The sequence below is a fragment of the Litorivivens sp. genome (assembly GCF_057445395.1).
The window spans coordinates 1-24,545 of record NZ_JBVBUV010000060.1; the positions used below are offsets into that span (position 1 = coordinate 1).

Annotated in this window: 23 protein-coding genes and 2 pseudogenes; 21 read left to right on the top strand and 4 right to left on the bottom strand. The window is 54.7% G+C overall.

Annotated elements, in window-relative coordinates; genetic code table 11:
- On the bottom strand, nucleotides 1-850 hold an 850-nt coding region (locus AC222A_RS14645; RefSeq protein WP_486775167.1), incomplete at its 3' end, for an AraC family transcriptional regulator.
- 89 nt (nucleotides 851-939) lie between these two features.
- On the opposite strand from AC222A_RS14645, the pseudogene AC222A_RS14650 reads away from it, so the two are divergent.
- A pseudogene (locus tag AC222A_RS14650) lies at nucleotides 940-1,798 on the top strand (acyl-CoA dehydrogenase family protein); the annotation flags it as partial.
- 504 nt (nucleotides 1,799-2,302) lie between these two features.
- Here the strand turns inward: AC222A_RS14650 and AC222A_RS14655 are convergent.
- Both AC222A_RS14655 and AC222A_RS14660 read right to left on the bottom strand, forming a co-directional pair.
- Entirely contained in the window at nucleotides 2,303-3,733 is a 1,431-nt protein-coding gene (locus tag AC222A_RS14655; RefSeq protein ID WP_372747188.1) for a DEAD/DEAH box helicase, read from the bottom strand.
- The gene (locus AC222A_RS14660; protein WP_372747189.1) at nucleotides 3,730-4,257 is read right to left on the bottom strand and encodes a hypothetical protein; all 528 of its coding nucleotides are present in this window, start codon (nucleotides 4,255-4,257) and stop codon (nucleotides 3,730-3,732) included. The genes AC222A_RS14655 and AC222A_RS14660 overlap by 4 nt, the downstream gene beginning before the upstream one ends.
- A gap of 64 nt (nucleotides 4,258-4,321) precedes the next feature.
- On the opposite strand from AC222A_RS14660, the gene AC222A_RS14665 reads away from it, so the two are divergent.
- The 20 genes and pseudogenes from AC222A_RS14665 (at nucleotide 4,322) to ligA (ending at nucleotide 24,327) form a co-directional block, all read left to right on the top strand.
- On the top strand, nucleotides 4,322-4,576 hold the full coding sequence (locus AC222A_RS14665; protein ID WP_372747190.1) for a helix-turn-helix domain-containing protein: 255 nt from the start codon (nucleotides 4,322-4,324) through the stop codon (nucleotides 4,574-4,576).
- Nucleotides 4,577-4,835: 259 nt separating this feature from the next.
- A pseudogene (gene ttcA, locus AC222A_RS14670) lies at nucleotides 4,836-5,537 on the top strand (tRNA 2-thiocytidine(32) synthetase TtcA); the annotation flags it as partial.
- A gap of 135 nt (nucleotides 5,538-5,672) precedes the next feature.
- Complete coding sequence (locus AC222A_RS14675) at nucleotides 5,673-7,289, top strand: FliG C-terminal domain-containing protein (RefSeq protein ID WP_486775168.1); 1,617 nt, start codon at nucleotides 5,673-5,675, stop codon at nucleotides 7,287-7,289.
- A complete protein-coding gene (fliM, locus tag AC222A_RS14680; protein ID WP_372747192.1) occupies nucleotides 7,286-8,266 on the top strand; it encodes a flagellar motor switch protein FliM in 981 nt (326 codons plus the stop codon). Before AC222A_RS14675 ends, fliM begins: the two co-directional genes overlap by 4 nt.
- Nucleotides 8,259-8,639, top strand: a complete 381-nt coding sequence (gene fliN / locus AC222A_RS14685; protein WP_372747193.1) for a flagellar motor switch protein FliN — start codon at nucleotides 8,259-8,261, stop codon at nucleotides 8,637-8,639. The genes fliM and fliN overlap by 8 nt, the downstream gene beginning before the upstream one ends.
- Before the next feature lie 198 nt (nucleotides 8,640-8,837).
- Nucleotides 8,838-9,365 carry a hypothetical protein gene (locus AC222A_RS14690; protein WP_372747194.1) on the top strand — a complete coding sequence of 176 codons (528 nt, stop codon included), beginning with the start codon at nucleotides 8,838-8,840 and terminating at the stop codon, nucleotides 9,363-9,365.
- A 293-nt stretch (nucleotides 9,366-9,658) separates the two neighbouring features.
- Nucleotides 9,659-10,069 carry a chemotaxis response regulator CheY gene (locus tag AC222A_RS14695; protein ID WP_372747195.1) on the top strand — a complete coding sequence of 137 codons (411 nt, stop codon included), beginning with the start codon at nucleotides 9,659-9,661 and terminating at the stop codon, nucleotides 10,067-10,069.
- Entirely contained in the window at nucleotides 10,066-10,530 is a 465-nt protein-coding gene (locus AC222A_RS14700; protein WP_372747196.1) for an Hpt domain-containing protein, read from the top strand. Before AC222A_RS14695 ends, AC222A_RS14700 begins: the two co-directional genes overlap by 4 nt.
- Before the next feature lie 82 nt (nucleotides 10,531-10,612).
- Nucleotides 10,613-11,224: a cytochrome c biogenesis heme-transporting ATPase CcmA gene (gene ccmA, locus AC222A_RS14705; protein WP_372758858.1), complete on the top strand. Its 612-nt coding sequence runs from the start codon at nucleotides 10,613-10,615 to the stop codon at nucleotides 11,222-11,224.
- Between the two features lie 2 nt (nucleotides 11,225-11,226).
- On the top strand, nucleotides 11,227-11,913 hold the full coding sequence (gene ccmB, locus AC222A_RS14710; protein ID WP_372758857.1) for a heme exporter protein CcmB: 687 nt from the start codon (nucleotides 11,227-11,229) through the stop codon (nucleotides 11,911-11,913).
- A 44-nt stretch (nucleotides 11,914-11,957) separates the two neighbouring features.
- Nucleotides 11,958-12,701, top strand: a complete 744-nt coding sequence (locus AC222A_RS14715) for a heme ABC transporter permease (RefSeq protein WP_372758856.1) — start codon at nucleotides 11,958-11,960, stop codon at nucleotides 12,699-12,701.
- 4 nt (nucleotides 12,702-12,705) lie between these two features.
- The gene (gene ccmD / locus AC222A_RS14720; RefSeq protein ID WP_372758855.1) at nucleotides 12,706-12,879 is read left to right on the top strand and encodes a heme exporter protein CcmD; all 174 of its coding nucleotides are present in this window, start codon (nucleotides 12,706-12,708) and stop codon (nucleotides 12,877-12,879) included.
- Complete coding sequence (gene ccmE / locus AC222A_RS14725; RefSeq protein WP_372764548.1) at nucleotides 12,879-13,313, top strand: cytochrome c maturation protein CcmE; 435 nt, start codon at nucleotides 12,879-12,881, stop codon at nucleotides 13,311-13,313. Before ccmD ends, ccmE begins: the two co-directional genes overlap by 1 nt.
- Before the next feature lies 1 nt (nucleotide 13,314).
- Nucleotides 13,315-15,264, top strand: coding sequence for a heme lyase CcmF/NrfE family subunit (locus AC222A_RS14730; protein ID WP_372749293.1), 1,950 nt, complete (start codon nucleotides 13,315-13,317; stop codon nucleotides 15,262-15,264).
- Between the two features lies 1 nt (nucleotide 15,265).
- On the top strand, nucleotides 15,266-15,829 hold the full coding sequence (locus tag AC222A_RS14735; RefSeq protein ID WP_372749294.1) for a DsbE family thiol:disulfide interchange protein: 564 nt from the start codon (nucleotides 15,266-15,268) through the stop codon (nucleotides 15,827-15,829).
- Entirely contained in the window at nucleotides 15,829-16,284 is a 456-nt protein-coding gene (locus AC222A_RS14740; protein ID WP_372749295.1) for a cytochrome c-type biogenesis protein, read from the top strand. The genes AC222A_RS14735 and AC222A_RS14740 overlap by 1 nt, the downstream gene beginning before the upstream one ends.
- A complete protein-coding gene (ccmI, locus tag AC222A_RS14745) occupies nucleotides 16,277-17,476 on the top strand; it encodes a c-type cytochrome biogenesis protein CcmI (protein ID WP_372749296.1) in 1,200 nt (399 codons plus the stop codon). Before AC222A_RS14740 ends, ccmI begins: the two co-directional genes overlap by 8 nt.
- A 177-nt stretch (nucleotides 17,477-17,653) precedes the next feature.
- The gene (gene smc, locus AC222A_RS14750) at nucleotides 17,654-21,148 is read left to right on the top strand and encodes a chromosome segregation protein SMC (protein WP_372781884.1); all 3,495 of its coding nucleotides are present in this window, start codon (nucleotides 17,654-17,656) and stop codon (nucleotides 21,146-21,148) included.
- A 105-nt stretch (nucleotides 21,149-21,253) separates the two neighbouring features.
- Nucleotides 21,254-22,279: a cell division protein ZipA gene (gene zipA, locus AC222A_RS14755; protein WP_372749576.1), complete on the top strand. Its 1,026-nt coding sequence runs from the start codon at nucleotides 21,254-21,256 to the stop codon at nucleotides 22,277-22,279.
- Between the two features lie 23 nt (nucleotides 22,280-22,302).
- Complete coding sequence (ligA, locus tag AC222A_RS14760; protein WP_486775169.1) at nucleotides 22,303-24,327, top strand: NAD-dependent DNA ligase LigA; 2,025 nt, start codon at nucleotides 22,303-22,305, stop codon at nucleotides 24,325-24,327.
- Nucleotides 24,328-24,334: 7 nt separating this feature from the next.
- On the opposite strand, the gene AC222A_RS14765 is transcribed toward ligA, so the two are convergent.
- Nucleotides 24,335-24,545, bottom strand: a 211-nt coding sequence (locus AC222A_RS14765) for a hypothetical protein (protein WP_486775170.1), incomplete at its 5' end; no start/stop codon positions are given.

Sequence of the window (24,545 nt, forward strand, 5' to 3'; positions counted from 1 at the left end):
GCTGTAAGGTGCGCTCGTGCAGGCCTAGTCGGCGGGCCACATCCTGTCGCGAAATTCGGCCGGAGTGCATCAGTTTTTCGATCAGGTGATAGGTCTTGTCTGACCAGCTGAGTTCGCCCGTCGGGAGGCTGCGAGAATCCTCCAGCATAGAGAAATAGTCATTTACTAATGCGTGCAGACCGCTGTCAGCTGATTGAATCTTTAGTGCCAGTACCTGAGGTTGGATTTCGATAGAATTTCGCTCGGCGTTGAATTCCACCGGGCATTTGAACAAATTCCGGTAGACTTCTGTCGGCGCAATCTGGTCGTGGCGAAAGCGTACGCGGGTAGCGGCCAGTTCACCTTGGGCAAATTCTCGCATAATATTGAAGGTGGCGGCAATGTTGTGTTCTACCGCGAAAGGGGGCTCTGGAATACCTACGTTAGTGAGATCAATGCCAACTTCTGGATGCGCGGGGTGTGCGTGAATATAGAGTCTTATAGCGGGTGATAGGTGATAGAGATAGCGAGCGACGTCTTGGATACCTTGAGCTATATTTTCACTGTGAAGCACCAGGTAAGCAATGGGGCCTAAAATCTTCGAGTTTTGTCCAAAAGCAAAGCGGAGGCCAATGTCTGGTATCACGCACTCTCGGGCCGTGATCTTTAATAGTTCCGCAAAGCGGCTGTAGGGAAAAAAGTATTCAATGTCTTCAATGCGCTCGGGATCAATGCCGACTGATTTCAGCAAGGTAATGGCGTCGGTTTTGGTGTGATTATTGACGGAGCTTAGCAGCGCGCTGAAGCCATTTAGCACGGTCGCGCGAACCAGTACGGACTGCTCTGAGTGTTCTGGCTTTGCTATTTCCACTGACTAAGCCCTAGTACGCCAATTTTTTTAGTTATGATGCGGTGTTAGTATGGCATATACCGGCAGTGGAGAAAAAGGCAAAAGCGTTCCTGATTCAGGCCAAGGGTAATAAAGAGCAGCGGCAAAAATATCTGCCGAAAATTACCTCGGGTGAATACACCGCCGGCGCGATTCTGCCTCACTGAGCCGGGCGCAGGTTCTGATCCAGCGGGTATGCGCACTACTCTAGTAATAGATAGCGACAGTTATATTCTCAATGTCTCCAAAGCCTATATAACCAGTGGCGAGTACGCTGGTTTGTTTGTGGTGTGGGCGGTTACCTACAAAACAGCCAAACGCGGCAAGGGCATCTCGGTTTTTCTGGTGGAAAACGGTATTTCCGGGCTAGTGGCTGGCCCTGCGGAAGAGTAGATGGGCCAGAAAGTCTCCGCGACCAATGCGGTGTACTTTGAAGATTGCCGCTTCCCCGCCAGCGCGCTGATGGGAGAAGAAAATAGCGGCTTGCAGGTAGCCTTAGGTGAGCTGGCTGGAGGTCGCATTGGGATTGGTTCATTGGCGCTGGATATCGGTCAGACGGTACTGGATTGTGGACGCGACTACATCAAGGAACGTGAGCAATTTGGTCAGCCCCTGTCTAACTTTCAGGGTCTACAGTGGATGCTCGCTGATGGCTATACCGAAATGGAAGCGGCACGTTTGTTGCTGATGTAGGCTGCCTGCCTGAAAGAAGTGGGCAAACCCTTCGCGATTCAGGCCTCCATGGCGAAACTGTTTGCCACGGAGGCGGCGAATAAAGCCTGTTATCCCGGCCTGCAGTTGCTGGGCGGGCATGGTTATAGCAAGGAGTATCCGCTGGAACGGATGGCCCGCGATGTGCGCATTACTACCATCTATGAAGGCACCAGCGAGGTTCAGCGATTGGTAATTTCACGGGATATTCTCCAGTAAAGCGATCGCAGACTTCAGTCTGAATATGCATGTCTGCTAACAATGGGGAGCGGGCGGATACTTGAGTGTCTCCACTGTCCGCTAATTTCAATAGATCGCCAAAGTGACCAACTTATGTCTGAATTGACTCTTCTTTCGAAGAGAGGGTGGTTCCGCATATACTGCTGAATTCGCGTTAATGACTGTTTAAGCTCTTGGATACAAGTCAGCACTGAGGGTATTTTTCCGCCTTGCGTTGTCCGTTTTCTAGCTCTCTTGTCGAATATTCTATGGCTGAGATATTAGTTGACTTATGACGTTACCTAGCTCTGCGAGCTATACTTTATGTGTGAAAAGAAAACTTGGTGAGAATTCCTTAGTGACGAGAGAAAAGCTAGGGCAGCATGTTTTTGGATTAGACTCTGTGAAAGAGCCTGAATGGCAGTCATATCTCGAAGGTTCGACGGCTGCCACCGAGAAATTTGAGCGGCCAGAGCATGGTGGTCAGCCAATAAGAGGGAGCTTCTAGGTTTTAAGGTGAGAAGGGATGCCTAATACCGATAGCACATCGCCACGAAATTGCTCCGACCAAGCCAGCCGATTTTCGTAGTTTGCTGATACGATTGAGGATGGAAGCGATTCTGTGCGCGTGTCATTGCTGCTGCAGTCTTGCTTCATTGTCACGGTGCCACCCATCTCGATGATATTTGCTCCGCCAGCAGTAACCCTGATAGTCGTATTTACTGGTTGAATATCGAGGTCGCCTGTCGTCGCTATTGACGGCCCAAAGTCCCTTATAACTGTGTGTATGTCGGGAACATCCTCGATCAATCGATTGGCATACTCCACGAGTGTCGGTTCGGCAGGCATATAGAAATAAGCTTGATCACCTTGTATGCCTTTTGCCCGGAGAATTCTGCCCAACACCTGTCGGAAATAAAGTTCAGTTTTGATCCGTGTCAAATGGCAGCAGACTCGGAGTCTCGGAATGTTCGTTCCTTCGCTAATCATCCCGACCGAAATGATCCATTTGCCAGCTCCTTGTTTGTAACGACGGATGATGCCCTGTGCGTCAGCCTCCTGATAGGTTGCAATGCAAGCGGACTCACCAAATGTTGAATGAAGCAAATTGGATATCTGGTGAGCGTGTTCGACGCTCGCTGCTACGATTAGGCCGCCTGCGTTAGGGTGTTGTTTGCGAACTTGATCTAGCTTGTCTGTAGCTTTTTTAAGGCAGTACCGGATCATATCTCCGGAGCGCAGTACATCCTCATAACTGCAAACACGGGCGCTGAGAAGGTTTTTCAGGCTGCTAAAGGCGCGGGAGCTATCGCTGGTATGGAGGGTTACGTATTCGTTGTCTATCAGGGTAAGTACAGGAATTCTGCACACCGCGTCGGTAATGGCTCGGTCCAACCCATAACGATAGTCACACTCCACCGTATCGTTCCCGTAGCGCGCTAAGGCAATCGGTCGCTGGTCTGATCTCCAGGGTGTACCAGTCAGCGCAAGCGTAAAGGCGGCTTGGTTTTGAACATGGGTGATGATTCGCTCGCCCCACGCGTTGGCGTCGGATGGGTCTTGGCCGGCACAATGGTGAATTTCATCGAATATAACCAGCACCCGATTGTTGCGGAGTAGTGCCCAGAAGGACTCGGGTTGGGTCAGCATTGCTTGGTAGGTAAGTGCGGTTCCTCGGGCGCCGAGTTGGCCATCAAACCGTTCACCGCACATAGCTTCAAGGGCGTCTCGAAAATCGTTGGCAACTATGACCGAAGGTGCAAAGCAGATAACGAGATCGATCTGTCCCGTTGTTAGCAAGTCAGCGGCAAGGGTAGAGGCCATGTGAGTCTTCCCGGCGCCGGGCGTGGCTAGACAAAGGAAGTGTCGCATACCGCGTGCAAAGTGTTGTTTGGCTTGACTGATGCAAGCACTTTGCCATGCCCGTAGCCTCATGAGCTGCGGGTTTGTGTTGCTGAAATCAGGGATTCGAGTGCTTTTACACGTCCGTGGAGTTTGGAAACCTTGTCTCGGGCGTCATTGTACAGGGGCTGGATGATTTGATGCATATCAGGGCGTTCAGTAGAGATATCCTCATAGGCCTCAGCTTCACCCATGACGCTGAGTAGCGCCATCCGTTGTTGGTGCAGCTTTTCGACCAAGATATTTCTTGTTGCGGGTGTAGAGGTATCAGGCGCATCGTCCTTCTTAACATTCGAGAGAGGTTTGGTTCTAGGTGAGCTGGCGGCACGCAAGTATTTTGGGTCTTCTTGGTTGTCAGTTGCCTGTAGCACGTGGCCGAATTTAATCAGTCTGATGATATTTCGATTTACGAACTGGCGTGAGTTTCGGTCGTTCCTTCCGTGCTCATTCTTGATGGCCTGGTAAGCTTTTAAGAAATCAGTAGGTGTGAACGGTTCGTCTCCCATACCGCTCAAAACGCGGAGAAAGCTAGCCTCAAAATACGGCGTTCTGGTCATGGGTTTGATGTGGCTTTCTGTCTCGAATTTCGCGACATTGTATATCGTCTCTACTATCGAGACAATGAAACCCTCTGCCTACTCACGAAAGTACGCCGCGCTGCGCGCTTGGCTCAAAGCTAAGCGTCAAGGACTAGGCCTGTCCCTGCGTGACGCAGGGGCTCTGGTGGGGCGACATCACAGTGTGATTGGCAAACTAGAGCAAAATCGGCGCCGAATTGACCTGGCCGAGTTTGTTGAGTACTGCGAAGCGCTAGGGCTAGATCCCCACGAGGGTTTGGATGTATTTATGCTTTCTCATGGTAAATCTCCAAGCTAGCCCGTCAGCAGTGGATGCCGATCCCTTCATCCAGACGCCCGCTCGACATCAAGTTTTGTAAAGGATATTCAGGCTTTGTTGCTCTTCCTAAGCACTCGATATGCGATGCAGAAGTTGTTCTTTACCAAATGGCATATATTTGTAAAGAAAATTCACCTGTGCGTCTTGCGTTAATCGCTATATATTTTTGATATATAAGGTTTATATTGTTTTTAATGCAAGGATTTTGGGGATATTTAGGGTATTCTTCCGGATACAAGGCAAAGATTCCTACGCAATGCTGGATATTCTCATGAATCTCCAGCAGAGCGCGCCGGTGGATTTTGAGCTGGTGGCGGTAAATCTGGATCAGAAGCAACCGGGCTTTCCCGAGGAAGTCTTGCCAGCCTATTTGGAAAAGCTGGGCATCGAATACCATATCCTGGAAAAAGACACCTACAGCATTGTGAAATCGGTGGTGCCCGAGGGCAAGACTACCTGCGGTCTGTGCTCGCGCCTGCGGCGCGGTTCGCTGTACGGTTTTGCCGAGCAGATCGGGGCCACGAAAATTGCGCTCGGCCACCATCGCGACGACATTATAGAAACCCTGTTTCTTAACATGTTTTTTGCCGGCAAACTCAAAGCCATGCCGCCGAAGCTACTCAGTGATGACAAACAGAACATCGTGATCAGACCGATGGCCTACTGCAAGGAATCGGACCTGGTGCGCTATGCCAACTACAAGGCTTTTCCCATCATCCCCTGTAATCTGTGTGGTTCACAGGACAATCTGCAGCGACAGGCGATCAAGAAGATGCTGCAAGATTGGGACAAGCAGTGGCCGGGTCGACTGGACAGTATCTTTACTGCAATCGGCAATGTGTCACCTTCCCAGTTAGCCGATGGCGAACTGTTTGATTTCAAAACGCTGAAACTGCAGCGCCCGAGCCTGGACAAGATCCGCGCCGTTAATCTCGCCTGAGCGTTTTACCTGTGCTGCGCAGGTAAGCGTGCTTTGCCGCTATTCACAGAAACGATAGCGAGTGGCGGGAATACCTTGATAAATGCGGCAAACTGTCGGTAAATAAGGTGTTTCCAGTCACTTTACCCGGTTCCTATGACAATAAAATGGGGTGACCCAGCAGCCATTACGCTCCGCGTTGCAGTGCTTGTCGTGCTGTTGTTGGTAAATTGTGTTGCTGTGGCGCAACCCAGTGTCGTTGGTGACAACGACACTCGGCGCGAGTTGGAGATGTCGCGCGAGCGTCTGGTGGGGCTGCTAGATTCGGTGTTCGGTCGCGATGGATATCACGTTCAATTTAGTCAGACCCGCACCGGACCGCAAATCCTGCTGGTTGTTGACCGAAACTTTCAGAACGACTACAGCGAAGAGGGCTTGCGGGAGCTGATTAGCACGGCTCTTGGCGCAAACTATCCTCTGGTGCTGTCATCCATGCCATTGGTGACCGAACCGCATACACACGATGCCTCCGAGTCTCGTCGACCGTCGCTTGGGTGGTTGTTACTCGGCGGCGGAGTGCTGTTGATTATCGGGCTTGCAGCGGGCTGGCTGCTTGGCCGCCGGCCTCGGCAAAGCTACAAAGATGAAGTGGATGTGCGGCTGGCCGAGCTTGAGAAACTCGCCTCCGAAGACCCATCACGCGTGGCTCAGGTTCTGCGCCTATGGTTGCGTCCATCGTCGTCCGCAGCCGCTGAAAGTGGTGGTATGACCCAGCGTGAATTGGCAGCGGTGATCCTGTTGAGCCTGCCGAAGCCGGTAGCCGCCGGGGTATTGCAGCAGTTTTTGCCCCGCGAGATTCAATTGGTGGGCGATATTATGGTGCGCATTGCGCGAGTACGTCGCACTGTCCTGCGTTACGCAGTTCGCCAGTTTTTTAACGACGTGCAGGAAGCCACGGGTTTTGGCGTAAAAGCCGAATCTGATTTCCGGGGTCTGCTGGAGTCAGCTTTAGGGGAGAAGCGCACGCGGCTGGTTGCCGGTGCACCGGAAATTCAGGAAAGTATTCCCTTGCTTGAAAATCTACGCTGGCTCGAGGCCGAAACACTGGCTGAATTGGTTGCCGGTGAGCATCCTCAGGTGCAGGCAATTGTCGTTGCCAGCCTGGACACAGAGAAGGCCACGCGACTGATAGAGTGCCTGCCTGCCAATGTGCGCGCCGACGTGGTGTTGCGGGTTGCTGAGCTGGACAAACTGCAGCCCGCCGCGGCCGAGGCGATCTCAGAGCTGATCGAATCAAAACTCGATAAACTGTCAAACCATTCAAACCGTATTCCACCGGGGCGCCGTCAGGCCGCTGCTATTTTAAAATCAGTGTCGGCCGACTGGTCCGAGGCCCTGCTGCAAGATATTTACCAGCGGGATCAGGGTTTGGCGCTCACCTTGCAAAACCAGATGTTTACCATGGACGATCTGCTGGGGCTTACTTCTGAAGATTGGAAGAAAGTTCAGGACCAGCTGCCGGATGATTTGCTGGCGCGGGCGTTGCTGGGGTGCCGCCCCGATACGCGGGAAGGCTTTTTGCAGCGTATGCCTAAAACCAGAGCGCGTATGCTGCGCCCGCTGCTGAAAGAGTATGCTGGGCTCGGTGCCGAGCCCATTGAGCAGTCGGCAAACGATGTACTGTATTTGGTGCGTCGGATGGCGGCGTCGGGCGATATTGTGCTCAGCGGAGAATTGCGGCTGGCCAGTCCAGTAACGGTTAAAGCCTCATGAAAGATGTGTTGTCGCAGGAAGAGATTGATGCGTTGCTGGAGCAAGTTGCCAACAGTGACGTTGTTACCAAAACCAGCCCGTCAGTGACCACGGGGGTGCGCAGCTACGACCTAAGCGGCCAGCAGCGTATTACGCGGGGGCGCTACAGCGGGCTCGATGCCATTAATCAGCGCCTTTCCAGCCGCATTCGGCAGGCACTGTCAGCCATTCTCAGGAAAGAAGTGGATATCGATGCGCAGGCCGTCGCAGTGCGCAAGTTTTCCGATTACCTCGATGGCCTTTACCTGCCGTCTAGCCTCAATTTAGTAACCCTGTCGCCGCTCGCGGGTACCGCGATGGTCGTGTTGGACGCCAGGCTGGTATTTCGCATTGTAGACTTCTTTTTTGGAGGGTCGGGTCGTCATGCCAAGGTCGAAGGGCGTGAGTTTACACCCACCGAAAATACCCTGGTTGCACGCCTGCTGAACAGTATTTACCGCGATATCGAAGACCTGTGGCGCGGCGTGGCTGAGTTGTCATGTCAGCCACAGGGCGTGGAATATAACCCAGCGCTGGCAGCCATTGTGGCACCGAGCGAAAATGTCGTGATTTCCACTTTTCAGGTGCTTATTGGCGGGGGTGGCGGCGAAATCCATGTGGTGATGCCCGAAGCCATGCTGGAGCCGGTTCGTGAAAGCTTGGAGTCGGGGCATCGCGGCTTGTCCGCGGAGTCAGATCGACAGTGGGCCAATGCCGTTGAGCAGCAGCTCAGTCAGGTGATGGTCAATGCGCGCTGTAGGGTAGCGGAGCTTGAGCTGTCGCTCAGTGAACTGGCGGCGCTGGACGTCGGCGATTTCCTGCCGCTAAACCTGCGACGTGGGTCTGAGTTGACGGTTGATGGTATTCCTATCCACCGCGTAGAGGCTGGCAGCTATGCGGGGAATTGGGCAGTAAAAGTGCTGAAGAATGAGGATGCGGGAGCGGAAAATAATGGATGAATTCAAAACCCTCGAAGAGCGTAAATCTGCTGGCAAGGTCAGCGACGCCGAGCCATTATCTCAACCGCTGAGCGGTGGCGTGGATAAGGCAGTGACCAGCAGTCGCGCCAGCCTGGATATGGTGATGGATATTCCCGTGCGTATCAGCATGGAAGTGGGGAGTGCGGAAATATCGGTGCGCGACTTGCTGGATCTGCGGCAGGGCGCGGTCGTCGAACTTAATCGACAAGCCGGTGAGCCACTGGATGTGCTGGTGAATGGGGCCATGATTGCGCGCGGTGAGGTGGTGGTGGTCAACAATCAGTTGGGGATTCGTCTCACAGAGCTGGTGTCGCCGGCGGAACGCAGCAAGGCCCTGCGCAACGAGGAGTGACTCAGTGTTAGTGTTAGATAAGGCGCCTAAAAAATAAACAGCTTATAGCCAATCGTTCTAACATCAGGTATTCCTACCAACTTTCCCCCCTTTCCCTTGGCTATACTAAGAATACGTCAGACAGAGTCCGACTAAGCGCGGTGTAGCAAGGCCGTGCCGGAGAATAATGAGGGCTCGCAGGAGGCTGGAGGCTTATGTATGAAGCGCCTTTACTACCTGACAGATTCCATGGCGCTCGCGAGCCAAGTGTCGCGTCAGTTACAGCATACACCAGGGATCGCCAATTGGCGGTTCCATGCGTTGGCTAAAGATGAAGCAGGCCTTTATAGCCACCAGCTGCAGGGGGCGTCGCCGTTGCAGCGGTGCGATATTCTTCGCGGCACAGAGCGCGGTGGTTTGCTGGGACTGATGATTGGTGCAGCGTTTGTTCTGCTGGCGTCACGGGTGATTGATTTTTCTGGTTCTTGGGGCGTATTTGCGATGGTGGCGTTGATTGTCTCGGCAACGCTGTTTGGCGCTTGGGAAGGCGGTATGCTTGGACTGTCTCGTGAAAATTACAAGATAAGACGCTTTCACAATGCGTTAGAAGCAGGCGCCATATTGTTGATGGTGGATGTGCGTAAAGTCGATGAGGGACGCATTCGCAATCTATTGTCGCACATCCCGATACGGCCTATGGGTGAAGGCTCAAGTGTGGTTAACCCGTTTGCTTATGTGTCGGCTTAATTTGCATGTTTGAAACGGTAATAGCAGTAGCAGTAAGAGCAGTGCTGCCTTAAGGCAGAGGCTCCGTCCAGGTTGGCGTCGATTCTGACGCTTCTCAGCATGGTGGGCCGCCCTGGTTGGGGCGGTCTTTTTTTATCTGTATTTTCTGATTTTCGGTGCGGAACCGTTATAGCCAGCGTTGTTTTGATTACTGCATTTGAGAACTATTCCCCTTAATACCAATGATCTCGGTGGCGATTTCCACGTAAATATGAAAAAGTGTTGTCATTCAATGAAGTACTTGCCGAGCGCCAATGAAAATTCTGGTCGTTGATGATTTTTCAACCATGCGTAGGATTATTAAAAATCTTCTGCATAAACTGGGTTATGAAGACGTTGATGAAGCTGACGACGGCACTACCGCACTGCCGATGCTTCACAGTGATCATTACGATTTCCTGATAACCGATCTGAACATGCCGGGTATGTCTGGGCTGGATTTGCTGCGCTCTGTGCGCCAAGATCCGCGCCTAGCTGCACTGCCGGTGCTGGTGGTTACGGCAGATGCCAATCGCGAGCAAATCGTCGAGGCAGCTCAGGCGGGTGTGAATGGTTATGTCGTCAAACCCTTCACGGCGGCGGTGTTGCAAGCCAAGATTGAGCAGGTTTTCAATACCCTTGGGAGGCCGCTGACCGATGCGGCGGCGCAGCGAGGATCGCCGTGATCGCTGACGACGACTACGCCGATCTGCGTATTTTTTTTGCCGATGAAGCAACCGAATGCCTCAATCGATGCCGCGCTGCACTCACAGCCTTTGCCGCTGGAGAGTATACCGAGCTAACCATGGGGGGCGTGCGACGTGATTTTCATAATATCAAGGGTACCGCGCTGAGCCTTCCCGGGCTGGAAGTGCTTGGTGAGAGCGCGGCCCAGTGTGAACGTGTTGCCGAAGCGCTGGATCGCGGTCAATTGGCAATGAACCCCGGGGTGCTGGGGCTGTTGAACGCTGGTGCGGACTACTTGGCAGTGCAATTTCAGCGCGTGCGAGCGTCTGCTACACCGCAAGCGATGCCTGCGGTACTCTGGAAAAAGTTTGAATACTGCCGTGACCGGATCTTACAGCTGGAGTCGGCAGCGCCATCTTCCGACCCCTTGTCTCTGGATGATGAACTGAAGTCTCTCTGACAGGGCATAAACCCGCCAAGTTGTTTATAATCGCCGCTTTCTTGAAGCTTACCCTATCCGTTTATCAGAGGAGCCAGGCGGTTTGTCGTCACTGCTGGAAGTCAGAGGCCTGACCTTTTCTCGTGATCACCGGGTACTGGCCGAAAATCTTGATTTTGATGTTCGCGCAGGCAGCGCGATTCGACTTGAGGGGCCCAACGGTGCCGGCAAGACAACACTGCTGCGTATCGTCGCAGGGCTCTATTCGGCCTATGAGGGCGAGATTTTCTACGAAGGCCAGCGATCTTTGTCGGCGCTGCGGCGCCATAGTCACTTTCTGGGGCATGCCCCTGCGTTGAAAGGCAGTCTGAGTGCCCACGAGAACCTGGATTGGCTCGCATCCTTGAAAGGTCTGGCTGCTAGCGCTGCCGATATCGAAGCCGCCCTAGAGCAGGTTGGCCTAGGTGGCTATGAGCATATCCAGTGTCGGCAGATGTCGGCCGGTCAGCAGCGTAGGGTGGCACTGGCGCGGTTATTCCTTATCCCCGCCAAGTTCTGGTTGCTGGACGAACCGTTCACGGCGCTGGATAAACAGACTGTTGCCGCGCTGGAGGGCTGGATTGGGGACTTTGCTAAGCAGGGGGGCGCAGTGTTGCTGACGACACACCATGACCCAGCCATTCCAGCTCTGCAATCCATTGAGTTGGGGGTATAGGTGTGAAGACACTGGGCCCCATTGAACTTGCATTGCGCCTGTTGCGACGTGAATTGACGGTGAGTCTGCGACGTCGTACCGAGCTGGCAAATCCACTGTTTTTCTTTCTGATTGTCTGCACGCTGTTTCCGCTGGGACTCGGGCCGTCACCGCAGATACTGGCCGAGTTGGCGCCGGGTATTCTGTGGATTGTTGCCCTGTTATCCGTGCTCATGGCCAGCGACGCACTGTTCAAAGGGGATTTTGACGACGGCACGCTGGAGCAGATCCTGCTAAGCCCAGTGCCGCTCTATACCACGGTGCTCATGAAAACGTTGGCCCACTGGCTGCTTACCGGCGTGCCGCTGACCTTGTTGTCGCCGCTGCTGGCTTTGATGCTGCAGATGCCCAGTGAGGGTCTGGGCGCACTGTTGCTGAGTCTTGGCTGTGGCAGCTTGGTGCTGAGCTTTATTGCCGCCATCGGAGCGGCGCTGACGGTGGGGCTAAAGCGCGGCGGGGTGTTGTTGTCGCTGCTGGTGCTGCCGCTGTTTGTTCCGGTGTTGATTTTCGGCAGTGCTGCCGTGCAGCGCGCCGTTGCGGGGATGGATGCCTCGTCACCGCTGGCACTGCTTGCGGCGCTGGCGCTGTTTTTCCTGGCATTGGCGCCTTTTGCCATTGGTGGGGCCTTGCGAGTAAGTCTCGACCAATGAATAAGGTATACTAGCGCGCCCTCAATTGGCGTAACTGAGAGAGTATGTGGGCCTGGTTTCATAAATGGAGTTCTCCACGCTGGTTTTACCAGCTTAGTGGTCGATTGCTGCCCTGGCTGGCGGTTATCAGTGCTGTGTGTCTGCTTGTCGGCGTAGCTTGGGGCTTGCTCTATGTGCCGCCGGATTACAAGCAGGGCAATAGCTTTCGCATCATCTACATCCATGTGCCCGCCGCTGCCGTGGCGATGGCCGGTTATATGATGATGGCAATTGCCGGTGCGATCAGCCTGGTTTGGCGGATCAAGCTGGCAGATATGGTCGTGAAATGCGCCGCGCCCATTGGCGCCGCACTGACCTTTCTGGCGCTCGTAACCGGGGCCATTTGGGGTAAGCCTACCTGGGGAACCTGGTGGGTGTGGGATGCCCGCATTACGTCAGTGTTAGTGCTGTTCTTCCTCTACATTGGCATCATTGCGCTGTACGAGGCGTTCGAAAACAAAGAGGCAGCCGGGCGCGCGTGTGCCATCCTCGCGCTGGTCGGCGCTGTGAACATTCCCATTATTTACTGGTCTGTAGAGTGGTGGTACAGCCTACATCAGCCGGCCAGTATCAGTTTTACCGGTGAATCGTCTATTCATCCGTCTATGTTGCGTCCGCTGATGCTCACCATTACTGGCTTTTATGCCTTTTTCGGTGTGGCGTTACTGATGTTTGTACGCAATGAAATTCTCGACCGAGAGCGCAATACCCGCTGGGTGCGTGAACTGGTCACCGCAGCGGCGAGGTAGGGATATGTATTTTGACAGTGTAAGTGCCTTGCTGCAGATGGATGGTCACGGCAGCTATGTCTGGTCTGCGTACGGGATTACGGCGCTGACCCTGATTGCGCTGCTGGTTGCACCCTTGCAGCGAAAGAAACGGCAGCTGAGAGAGCTCCGTGCGCATTACCGACGGGAGCAAGCTTGATGCATCCGCTTCGCAGGCAGCGCCTGTTTATTGTGTTGTTTATTGTGATTGCCACTGGCCTGGCGGCAGCCTTAATGGGCTACGCGCTGCGCGAGAATATCAACCTGTTCTACCCCCCGTCTGATATCGTCGCTGGCAAGGCACCGGTAGGGCGAGATATACGCGCCGGCGGTATGGTGCTAGAAGGTAGCGTCAAACGCGCTACAGACAGCTTGCAGGTAAGCTTTATCGTAACGGACTACCAGGCCAATGTGCCGGTGACCTATACCGGCATTTTGCCGGATCTCTTTAGCGAAGGAGAGGGCGTGGTGGTGTCCGGGCAGCTCGATAGCAAGGGCCTGTTCCATGCCCAGCAGGTGCTGGCAAAACACGATGAAAAGTATATGCCGCCAGAAGTCAGTGAGGCCTTGAAAAAGGCCAATCCGGAGACATGATTTGATTCCTGAAGTTGGTCACTTTGCCCTAATCCTGGCGTTTTGTGTGTCGTTGTTGCTGGCGTTGCTGCCGTCACTGGGCTACGCGACGGAAAACCGCCGCCTGTTGCTGAGCGCGAATCGTTTTTCGGTGCTGCAATTTGTATTGATTGCGGTGTCGTTTGGTTGTCTCGCTGCCGCCTTTATGGGGGACGATTTTTCGGTTCACATTGTTGCCTTGCAATCCAACAGCCAGCTGCCCATGCATTATAAATTCACCGCACTGTGGGGTGGCCACGAGGGCTCGTTGTTATTGTGGGGACTGATTCTGGCAGGTTGGACTGCTGCGGTGGCGCTTACCGGTCAGCAGATTCCGGAAAAGGTAAAGGCCGTTGTACTGGCCACCATGGGGGCAATATCGGCAGGTTTCCTGAGTTTTATGCTGTTTACCTCCAACCCCTTCGAACGCCGCCTCATTTCCACGCCGCTTGACGGACAAGATCTTAATCCGCTGCTGCAAGATCCGGGTATGGTGATTCACCCACCGATGCTGTATTTCGGTTATGTGGGGTTCTCTGTGGCCTTTGCCTTTGCCATTGCTGCGCTGGTGCGGGGTAAACTCGATGCCAGCTGGGCGCGCTGGGCGCGGCCGTGGACCAACGTTGCCTGGGCTTTTCTGACCGTAGGCATCACGCTGGGCAGCTGGTGGGCCTACTATGAACTCGGTTGGGGCGGCTGGTGGTTTTGGGATCCGGTAGAAAACGCCTCTTTTATGCCGTGGTTGGTAGGTACCGCACTTGTGCATTCTCTGGCGGTGACCGAAAAGCGGGGCGCCTTCAAAAACTGGACCTTGCTACTGGCAATTTTCGCTTTTTCTCTCAGCCTGTTGGGGACCTTTCTGGTCCGCTCCGGCGTGTTGACCTCGGTACATTCCTTCGCTGCCGATCCCACCCGTGGGCTTTACATCCTTGGTTTTTTGTTCGTGGTGATTGGTGGGTCGTTAACCCTCTACGCAGTGCGAGCACCGGAAAGTGCCTTCAAGCCAGTATTCACGGCGGTGTCACGCGAATCCCTGCTACTGGCCAATAATATTCTTTTGGTCTGTGCCGCGCTGGTGGTGTTGCTCGGAACCCTGTTTCCGCTGGTGATGGATTATTTGGGGCAGGGCAAGTATTCCGTGGGGCCGCCCTATTTCAATGCCATGTTTGTGCCGCTAGCGGGGGCGCTGGGGATACTCACCGGTCTGGGTATGTACTCGCAGTGGAAAAATACCCGCAGTTTGCTGCAGTGGATCAAGGAGCCGCTGGCGCTGGCGCTGGTTACTGGCCTGTTGCTGCCTTTTGTCTGGGGTGAGTGGTCAGTGGCAGCGGCCTTCGGTCTTTTTCTGGGGGTGTGGCTGATTTTTGCGAGCCTGCGCAGCGTGCTGAAGCAGACCCGCAATGCCGACAGCTTTTTCACCGGCGTGCGCAAGCTTAACCGGTCTTACGTGGGGATGATTGTCGCCCATATGGGATTTGGTATGGCGGTACTGGGTGTCACGGTGGTCAGTCAGTATTCCACTGAACGCGATTTGCGCATGGCTGAAGGGGATGCGCTTGATGCTGGTGCTTATCGGGTAGAGTTTCACGGTACCTCGGATATTCAGGGGCCAAACTATGCCGGTACTCGGGGTGATATTCGACTATTCAAAGATGGTCGCCAGCTCGCCGAATTGCATCCCGAGAAGCGTCGTTACCATGCGCGTGGTGATCAGATCATGACTGAAGCAGCCATTGATGCCGGGCTGTTCCGCGATGTTTATGTGGCACTGGGTGAGCCCCTTGATGATGGGGCCTGGGCTGTGCGGGTTCACTATAAACCGCTGGTTCGTTGGATCTGGCTGGGTGGCGCCTTCGTGGCACTGGGCGCGGTGATCTCAATTCTGGACAAGCGTTACCGTTTGCAAAAACCTGCCGGTAAAGGAGTAGCCTGAGATGGGTCGATTAAAACTGTTTATTCCGTTGATACTGTTTCTGGTACTGGCCGCTTTGTTTTATGCGGTGGAAACTCGCGTCAGCGATGGCGAGTACGACCCCAAGGCACTGCCATCGGCGCTTATCGGTCAGCCCTTTCCGGCGTTTGAGTTGCCCGCGCTGTTGAGCGGTGAGCCGGTCGATGAAAGCCTGTTGAAAGGACAAATTAGCATCGTCAATGTGTGGGCCACCTGGTGCCCGACCTGTTTGTACGAACATCCCTATCTGGTGGAGTTGGCGGAGCGCGGTGAGGTGGCTGTGTTCGCTATCAATTACAAGGACGATCCAGAAAAGGCGCGTCGCTGGCTGGCTGATAAGGGCAACCCGTTTCGGGTCAATATCGTCGATCAGACAGGTCAGCTGGGGTTGGATCTGGGTGTGACTGGCGCCCCGGAAACCTTTGTTGTAGACCGCGCCGGTGTGGTTCATATGCGCTATCAGGGCGGTCTTGATCAGGCTGTTTGGGACCGTCACTTTGCGCCGCTGATTGCCAAACTCAAGGCCGCTGAAGGGATGACCAATTGATGCGCCTGATACTCGCCTTGATCTGTCTGGCGCTTTCGTTAACGGCGGTGGCGGTGGTAGAAACCTATGACTTTGTCTCCGACGCAGAGCGCAAGCGTTATAACGCGCTGATTGACGAATTGCGTTGCCCCAAATGCCAGAATCAGAATCTAGCGGGTTCGGATGCTCCCATCGCGCAGGATTTGCGGCGCGAGGTGTATCGTATGATTAAAGCCGGCGATAGTGACCAGGAAATTCTAACCTTTATGCATAACCGCTACGGCGACTTTGTTCTATATCGCCCGCGCGTCACGTTGGAAACCCTGGCTTTGTGGCTGGGGCCGGCGGTGCTGGTACTGGTGGGCGGTGGTGTGTGGTGGCGATTGTCGCGCGCACCGCGTCAGGCGGCGAACGCTGCCTTGAGTCAGGCGGAGGAAGCGCGCTTGCGCGCTATGCTGGAGCGCAACGATGACTGAGTTGTTTGTCACGCTGGCACTCGCGCTTGTCATCTTTGGTGGTGCTATTGTCTGGAGTTTGCGGGCCCGCTCTGCGGGAGTTGCCGCAGGTGCCGCAAATGCAGCGGTGTTCAAGCAACGCCTGGAAGAATTGAAGGCCGAGCGTGAGCGCGGTGATCTGGACGATGAAGCCCTGAGCCAGCTGGAGGCTGAATTGCAGCGTCAGCTGCTGGCGGAAACGGTGACGGAGGATTCCGCAGCGCGACAAGAGCGTTTGCCGGCCTGGTTGTTGCCGTTGTTGCTGGTTCTGTCCGTTGGCGCAAGTGCAATGCTTTACCGCTCGTTGGGTGCATGGCCTGAAATGGCGGTAAACGAATTGCAGGCCGAGCTGGCGGGAAAACGGCGCTTCTCGCCGGAAGATATTCGCGCGCTGTCACAGGCAATTGAAACCAGTTTGCAGTTTCGGTCAGAAAATCCCGAGTTGCGGTTCTGGCATGCGCAGCTGGCCATCGAGCAGGGGAACTATAGCGCTGCGGTGGCGAGTTATCGCGAGCTTCTGGCAGGTGAACCACGCAATGCAATGCTGATGGCTCAGCTTGCCCAAGCGCTTTTTCTGCGCGATGGCCGCAAACTCGATGGCGAAGCGCGGGCCCTGATGGAACAGGCGATAGCACTCGATCCGGCTCAAACGACCGCGCTGGGAATGCTGGGAATGGATGCCTTCGAACGTGGCGATTATGCGCAGGCGGTACAGCGCTGGACCGCGCTGCTATCGAGTTTGTCGCCCCAATCACCGCAGTCACAGGTGATTGGCGAAGCCCTGGCACGGGCCAAACAGTTGGCATTGGAGAACGGCACCCTCGGCGGTATTGTGGTTTCAGTCGATAGGGCCGATTCGGTGTCACTGCCGGATCAGGGGGTGCTGTATGTCTTTGCCAAGGCTGCCGATGGCCCGGGTTTTCCGTTAGCAGTTGTGCGCAAGCCGCAGTCGGGCGACATTTCCTGGCCGCAGCAGTTCGTGTTGACCCCCGCTGACGCCATGCGCGCAGATATGACCCTCGATAAATATGAAAATGTTAAGCTGACGGCCCGCTTTTCACGTGGCGGCTCCGTGGCACCGACGGCTGGTGATGTGGAAGGCCATTCGGCACAGCTGCGCTGGCGTAGCTTGGAGGGCCCTGTCTCTCTGGTGCTGGACAGTCTCGTCGAATGAGTGTTAGCAAAGGACATATTCCATAAAAAAATCCCCACCCGGCGTGGAGTGCGCCGCCAATAGCCGGTAAACTACAGGCAAAGTTGGCAGTGCACGCCCGAGCTGTTTCCGACTGCCACAGATATTCTGAATCTAGAATAAAATCAACCTGTTATAGTATTTTCGGTACTCATTTTCATGCGATTGAAATGCATCAAGCTCGCGGGCTTCAAATCTTTTGTTGACCCGACCACCGTGTCCTTCCCCAGTAATCTGGCGGCGGTTGTGGGCCCGAACGGCTGCGGCAAATCCAATATCATTGATGCGGTGCGCTGGGTGATGGGGGAGAGCTCAGCCAAGAACCTGCGCGGCGAATCAATGACCGATGTCATCTTCAATGGCTCGGTAAACCGCAAAGAGGTGGGGCAGGCCTCCATTGAGCTGGTATTTGATAACAGCGAAGGCAAGCTGGGTGGCGAATATGCGGCTTTTGGCGAAATCGCCATTAAGCGTAAGGTCACGCGTGAAGGTACGTCCGAGTATTTTCTCAATGGCACCAAATGTCGGCGTCGGGATATCACTGATATTTTTCTGGGCACCGGTCTGGGGCCACGCAGTTATGCCATCATCGAACAGGGCATGATCTCGCGCCTGATCGAAGCCAAACCCGAAGAGCTGCGTATCTTCATTGAAGAAGCCGCCGGGATTTCAAAATACAAGGAGCGACGTCGCGAAACCGAAAACCGCATGCGTCGTACCCGGGAAAATCTTGAGCGACTAACGGATCTGCGCGAAGAGATGGAGCGTCAGCTGTCACATCTGGAACGCCAGGCCCGAGCTGCTGAAAAGTACAAGGAATTCAAAGCGGAAGAACGCCAGCTTAAGGCTCAGCTGCAGGCGTTGCAGTGGCGCGGTATCAACGACAAGGTGGAAACTCGTGCCGCCAGTATCCGCGACCTTGAAGTTGAGGTTGAGGCCGTCGTAACCGAGCGTCAGTCTATTGAAACTGACAGCGAGAAGCAGCGTGACAACCTGACCCAGCTTAACGATGCGCTGAACAAAGTGCAGGGGCGTTACTACAGTATCGGCGCTGAAGTGAGCCGAATTGAACAGGCCATCAAGCACCAGCAGGATCGCGGCCGCCAGTTGGCTGAAGATCTAGAGCGTATCAACCGGGATTACGACGAGGCCCAGTCACACCTGACCGGCGATAGCGAAAAAGTTGAGCGCTGGCAGGAAGAGCTGGAATCCATCACCCCTGAGCTGGAAATGTCGCAGGCCCAGGAAGAAGAGTCCCTGATGGCGCTGACAGAAGCGGAAGAATCGCACAGCGAATGGCAACAGCGCTGGGACGAATTCAACCAGAATGCAGCAACCCCGCGTCAGCAGGCAGAAGTACAACAGTCGCGCATTCAGCACCTGGAGCTCACCCTGCAGCGTCTGCAAGATAAGATGCAGAAGATGGAGGCTGAAAGCGAATCGCTAGTGGCCTCTGATGAAGACAGCGATATTGAAGTGCTGCGCGAGCAACTCGCAGAGATGGAGCTGCAAGGTGAAGAGCGCCAGCAGCAACTTGACGAAATATTGCCGCAGATTGCTGAAGGCCGCGATAGCCTGCAGCAACTGAACGATGAGCAGAATGCGCTGCGCAGCGATCTGCAAACTATGAAAGGCCGTCGCGCTTCATTGGAAGCGTTGCAGCAGGCAGCGATGGGGCAGGGCGAAGCCGTCAGCAACTGGCTGCGCGATCATGACCTTGAGCAGGCGCCACTAGCCGCAGAGCAACTGGACGTAGAATCCGGTTGGGAACTGGCGGTAGAAACCGTGCTCGGTGATCGCTTGCAGGCCGTTTGTGTTGCGGCTATTGATGATTTGGCCGGTTCGCTGGCCAGCGTTGGCAAGGGACAATTAACCCTTGTCGAAAGTGCAGGTGCAAGCGCTGGTGGCAGTTCGCTCGCCAGCAAGCTTCGTAACACGGATGCCGCGCTCGCAGCACAGTTGGCCCATGTAGACACCGCTGAGAGCCTTGAAGATGCGCTGGCACGCCGTAAATCGCTTCAGCCTGGCCAGTCGCTGATCACTCGCGAAGGTTTGTGGGTGGGGCCAAACTGGGTGCGTGTGGCGCGCCCGGACGACAGCGAGCAGGGTGTACTGAAAAGGCAGCAGGAGCTTGCAGAGCTGATTGACAGTATCGCCGCTGCAGAAGAAAAGCTCGCCAGCATTGATCAGCAGCTTCGCAGTCGTCGCGAGCAGATAGCAGACCAGGAAGCACGACGTGATCAATTGCAGCGTGATATCCAGCAGCACAGTCGCCAGCACAGTGAACTCAATTCCAAGTTAAGTGCTCACCAGGCACGTATAGAGCAGATCAATAGTCGTCGCAGCAGTCTGCGCAACGAACTCGAAGAGCAGCGCGCTCAGTACAAGCAGGAACAGGAATCACTGGGCGAAGCACGTGCAGTGCTTTCCGAAGCTATTGAGGCCATGGAGAGAGATTCCGGGCAGCGTGAAGAGCTGATGCGCGAGCGCGATGAGCTGCGTGCGCGGCTGGATCAGGCGCGACAAAAGGCCCGTCACGACAAAGACCATGCTCATCAACTGGCTATGCGTTCCCAGAGCCTGAGTGCTCAGCTTGAATCGGTAGCACAGGCTATCGCGCGGGCCAACGATCAGGTGGCATTGCTGGAAAAACGCCGGGCAGAAATTCAGGAAAGCCTGGCCCAGAGCGGTGAACCTATTGAAGAAATGAAACTCGAATTGGAAGAGCGTTTGGAACAGCGCCTTGTTGTCGAGGAAGAATTGCAGGAAGCGCGACGCAGTGTCGATGGTGTTGACCATGTAATGCGTGAGCTGGATCGTCGTCGTAATGAAGTGGAAAACCGCCTGCAGCAGGCGCGTAGTCGTCTAGAGCAGGCGCGCCTTGAGAATCAGGAGCTGCAGGTTCGACGTCGCACTCTGCAGGAACAGTTGGCCGAAGCGCAGCATGACCTGGATCAGGTGTTGGCGACACTCCCCGAAGGAGCGAGCGAGCAGGAGTGGCAGGCGCAACTGGAGCAGATCGGCAAGCGTATTGATCGGCTGGGTGCCATCAACCTCGCTGCGATTGAAGAGTACGACTCACAATCCGAGCGCAAGCGCTATCTGGACGCGCAGAACGACGATCTGGAAGAAGCTCTGGAAACCCTTGAGGGAGCGATTCGCCGTATCGACAAGGAAACCCGCAATCGCTTCAAGGAAACCTTCGATCAGGTTAACACTGGATTACAGGCGCTGTTCCCGAAGGTTTTTGGTGGCGGCAGTGCGTACCTGGAGATGACGGGCGACGATCTGCTGGATACCGGTATTGCGATTATGGCGCGGCCGCCGGGCAAGAAGAACAGCACCATCCATCTGTTGTCGGGTGGGGAAAAGGCTCTGACGGCTATAGCCCTGGTGTTCTCCATCTTCCGGCTCAATCCTGCGCCGTTCTGTATGCTGGATGAGGTCGATGCACCGCTGGATGATGCGAATGTCGGGCGTTATGCGCGGATGGTTCAGGAAATGTCGGATCAGGTGCAGTTTATTTACATCACGCACAACAAGATCGCCATGGAGATGGCGGAGCAGTTGATGGGTGTGACCATGCACGAGCCGGGCGTTTCGCGGCTGGTGTCGGTAGATCTGGAAGAAGCCGCTGAAATGGCGGCGATGTAGTTCGTCGATTATGCGAACTTGGCCGCTATGTGCTGGTAAGTCGTTGTTTGTGGTGACAGAATACTGGTCGTAGGCTTTCGCTGACTGGGAGAGCAGAGAGCGTCGATGGAACTGAATGTCAGAGATTGGTTAATCATACTCGGCAGTCTGGTGGCTGCCGGTTTTGTATTGGACGCTTATCGGCGGGTGCGCGCTGGCTACAGTGACAAGCTGCGCATGTCCGCCAAGGCGTCCAGTGACGACGATGATGAGTTGTCCAACCCCGAACTGCCCGGTGGCGGTGCACGTGTGGTGGCCCGTAAAAAAGCCGTGCCCAGCTACGAAAAGCCGGACGACGGTGATAACCCTGTTCCCGTGTTGATGGACTCTGTTGAAGAAGGGCCAGAACCCTCCGAGCCCAAGCCTGCGCCCTTGGCGAAACCCGAGCTCGACCTTGATGATGAAATTGAGAGTCCACGTGCCCGGGCAGAAAAATCACTCGGTGAACTGGCAAAGCCCGTTGTGGCAGAAACACCGCTTGAAACCCAGCCGCTGGTAGAGCCGGTACCTGAACCCGCAGAAATAGAACCCGAGGTGAAGGTCGAAAAGAAAGCCGAGAAAAAGGTTGAAGTCAAAAAGCCGGACACTAAAAAAAGTGAGGCCAAAAAAGCTGAGAATGCTAAGCGCGGCGACTCAGCAGGAAAAACACAGGCACCTAAAAACCCTGAAGAAATTATTGTGTTGCACGTAGTTGCCCACAAAGGCGAGGTGATTCCCGGAGCAACTTTGCTGCAGATCTTGTTGGCGTGCGACGTTCGTTACGGCGAAATGGATATCTTTCACCGCTATGAAGAAGCTGGCGGTGCGGGCGCTGAGCAGTTCAGTGTCGTTAATATGGTCGCCCCCGGCACCTTTGATCCAGATGCCATGGAACAGTTCTCTACACCCGGTGTTACCTTTTTTATGCGCCTGCCCGGTCCTAAAGATGCGATCAAAGCCTTTGACTGCATGGTGGAAACTGCCCAGGTGCTAGTGAAAAATCTGCACTGTGAGTTGCAGGATGAGGCGCGCAGCGTGTGTACCACTCAAACACTTGAGCATTTGCGCCAGCGCATTCGCGATTTCGAACGCCGCCAGCTCACTCTGGTGTGATCTGATAAATATTATAAAGACTTATGAACGACGCTGACGTTCGCGCCAGAATTCAAACCCTGCGCGATGCTCTGACCGAGCACAATCACAAATACTACGTGCTGGATGAGCCTTCCATACCGGACGCCGAATACGACCGACTTTTTCACGAGCTGGTGGCGCTGGAAGAAAAATACCCCGATTTAAAGTCACCGGATTCACCCACCCAACGGGTTGGTGGAGACGTATTAAGTGCCTTTGAAGAGGTGGAGCATGTGGTTCCGATGTTGTCTCTGGACAATGTCTTCGACGAGGACGGCCTGCGTGATTTTGAACAGCGTATTAAATCCCGTCTCGGCAGTGATGCCCCGCTGGTTTTTGCCTGTGAACCTAAGCTGGACGGAATTGCCATCAGCTTGCTGTATGAGCGCGGTCTGCTGGTAAGGGCGGCGACGCGCGGTGACGGCAAACGCGGCGAGGACATTACAAACAATGTAAAAACCATTGCCTCTGTGCCGCTCAAGTTGCGGGGCAGCGACTGGCCTGACGAGCTTGAAGTGCGCGGTGAAATCTATATGCCGCGGGCTGGCTTTGAGAAAATGAATGCGGCTGCACGCGCGAAAGATGAAAAAGTCTTTGTGAATCCGCGTAATGCGGCTGCAGGCAGTCTGCGCCAGCTCGACAGTAAGATTACTGCCAGTCGACCTTTAGAGCTCGGCGTATATGGCGTGGCCTTGCGTGGCGATAAAAGCCCTTTCAATTGTCACAGTGAGAACCTCAACGCTCTGGCTAAGTGGGGCTTTCGAGTTAGCCCGGAATTACGCACTGTGAAAGGTGCCGATGGCTGCTTGGACTATTACGAATACCTGCTGAACAAGCGCGATGCCTTGCCTTACGATATTGATGGCATCGTTTTCAAAGTAGACAGCATTGATCTGCAGCGCAAACTCGGCTTTGTTTCGCGGGCGCCACGCTGGGCTGTTGCACACAAATTCCCGGCTCAGGAAGAAATGACCCTGCTGCGCGATGTGGAATTTCAGGTGGGAAGAACCGGCGCAATTACGCCGGTCGCGCGTTTGGAGCCGGTGTTTGTTGGTGGTGTTACTGTGAGCAATGCCACTTTGCACAATTTTGATGAAATTCAGCGGCTGGATGTACGTGTGGGCGATACCGTTATTATCCGGCGTGCGGGTGATGTGATTCCTCAGGTTGTTCAGGTAGTGGCGGAAAAGCGTCCCAGTGATGCGAAAATCATTGAGATGCCTACACATTGTCCGGTATGCGGCAGCGAATCTGAACGAGTTGAGGGCGAGGCCGTCACCCGCTGTACCGGCGGACTCATTTGCGCTGCCCAGCGCAGTCAGGCGATCAAGCATTTTGCGTCGCGTAAGGCGATGGATATTGAAGGCCTTGGCGACAAAATTGTCGAAGTACTAGTAGAACGAGAACTGATCAAGCACCCGGGCGATCTCTTTAGTCTAGACCTCGATACGCTGTCTGGCTTAGAGCGGATGGGGCAGAAGTCCGCTCAGAACCTTCTGGACGCACTAGAGAAAAGTAAGGCTACCTCGTTACAACGTTTTATTTACTCCCTGGGTATTCGCGAAGTCGGGGAGGCAACCGCGCTCAATCTGGCGCAGCATTTCGGCAATATCGACGCTATTATGAATGCCAGCCAAGAGGCGCTTTTAGAGGTTTCAGACGTCGGCCCGATTGTCGCATCTCACATTGAACATTTTTTTGCCGAAGCGCATAACCGCGAAGTGATTGACGCCTTAATAGCCGCAGGAATTCACTGGCCCGATATCGAAGTTAAAGACCCTTCCGAGTTGCCGCTGGCAGGACAGACCTGGGTGGTTTCCGGTACGCTGGAAAGCATGACCCGCGATGAGGCCAAGGCAAAGCTGCAAGCCTTGGGCGCGAAAGTGGCGGGGAGTGTGTCGAAAAAAACGTCTACACTGTTGGCGGGCGCTGCGGCGGGCAGCAAGCTGGCCAAGGCCGAAAAGCTGAACGTGCCCGTAGTGGCTGAGGCAGACTTTCTGGCCTTGCTCGATCAGCACACAGCCTAGGACTGGTCTATTCAGTACCCGAGCTATTTTTCAAACTCTGCTCGAACTGCTGCTGCAGCTTTTGCTGGGTTTCCGCGAGCACCTGATGCAAGCGCTGCTGCAGTTCTACCGCATCGGCAAAAGACATAACCACTCGGTTTGAAATCGTGACGTGCCCCGGCATGGATAAGTGCCTATTCCCAAATTCAAACACCACCTCATTGGCCTGCGGCCCCACA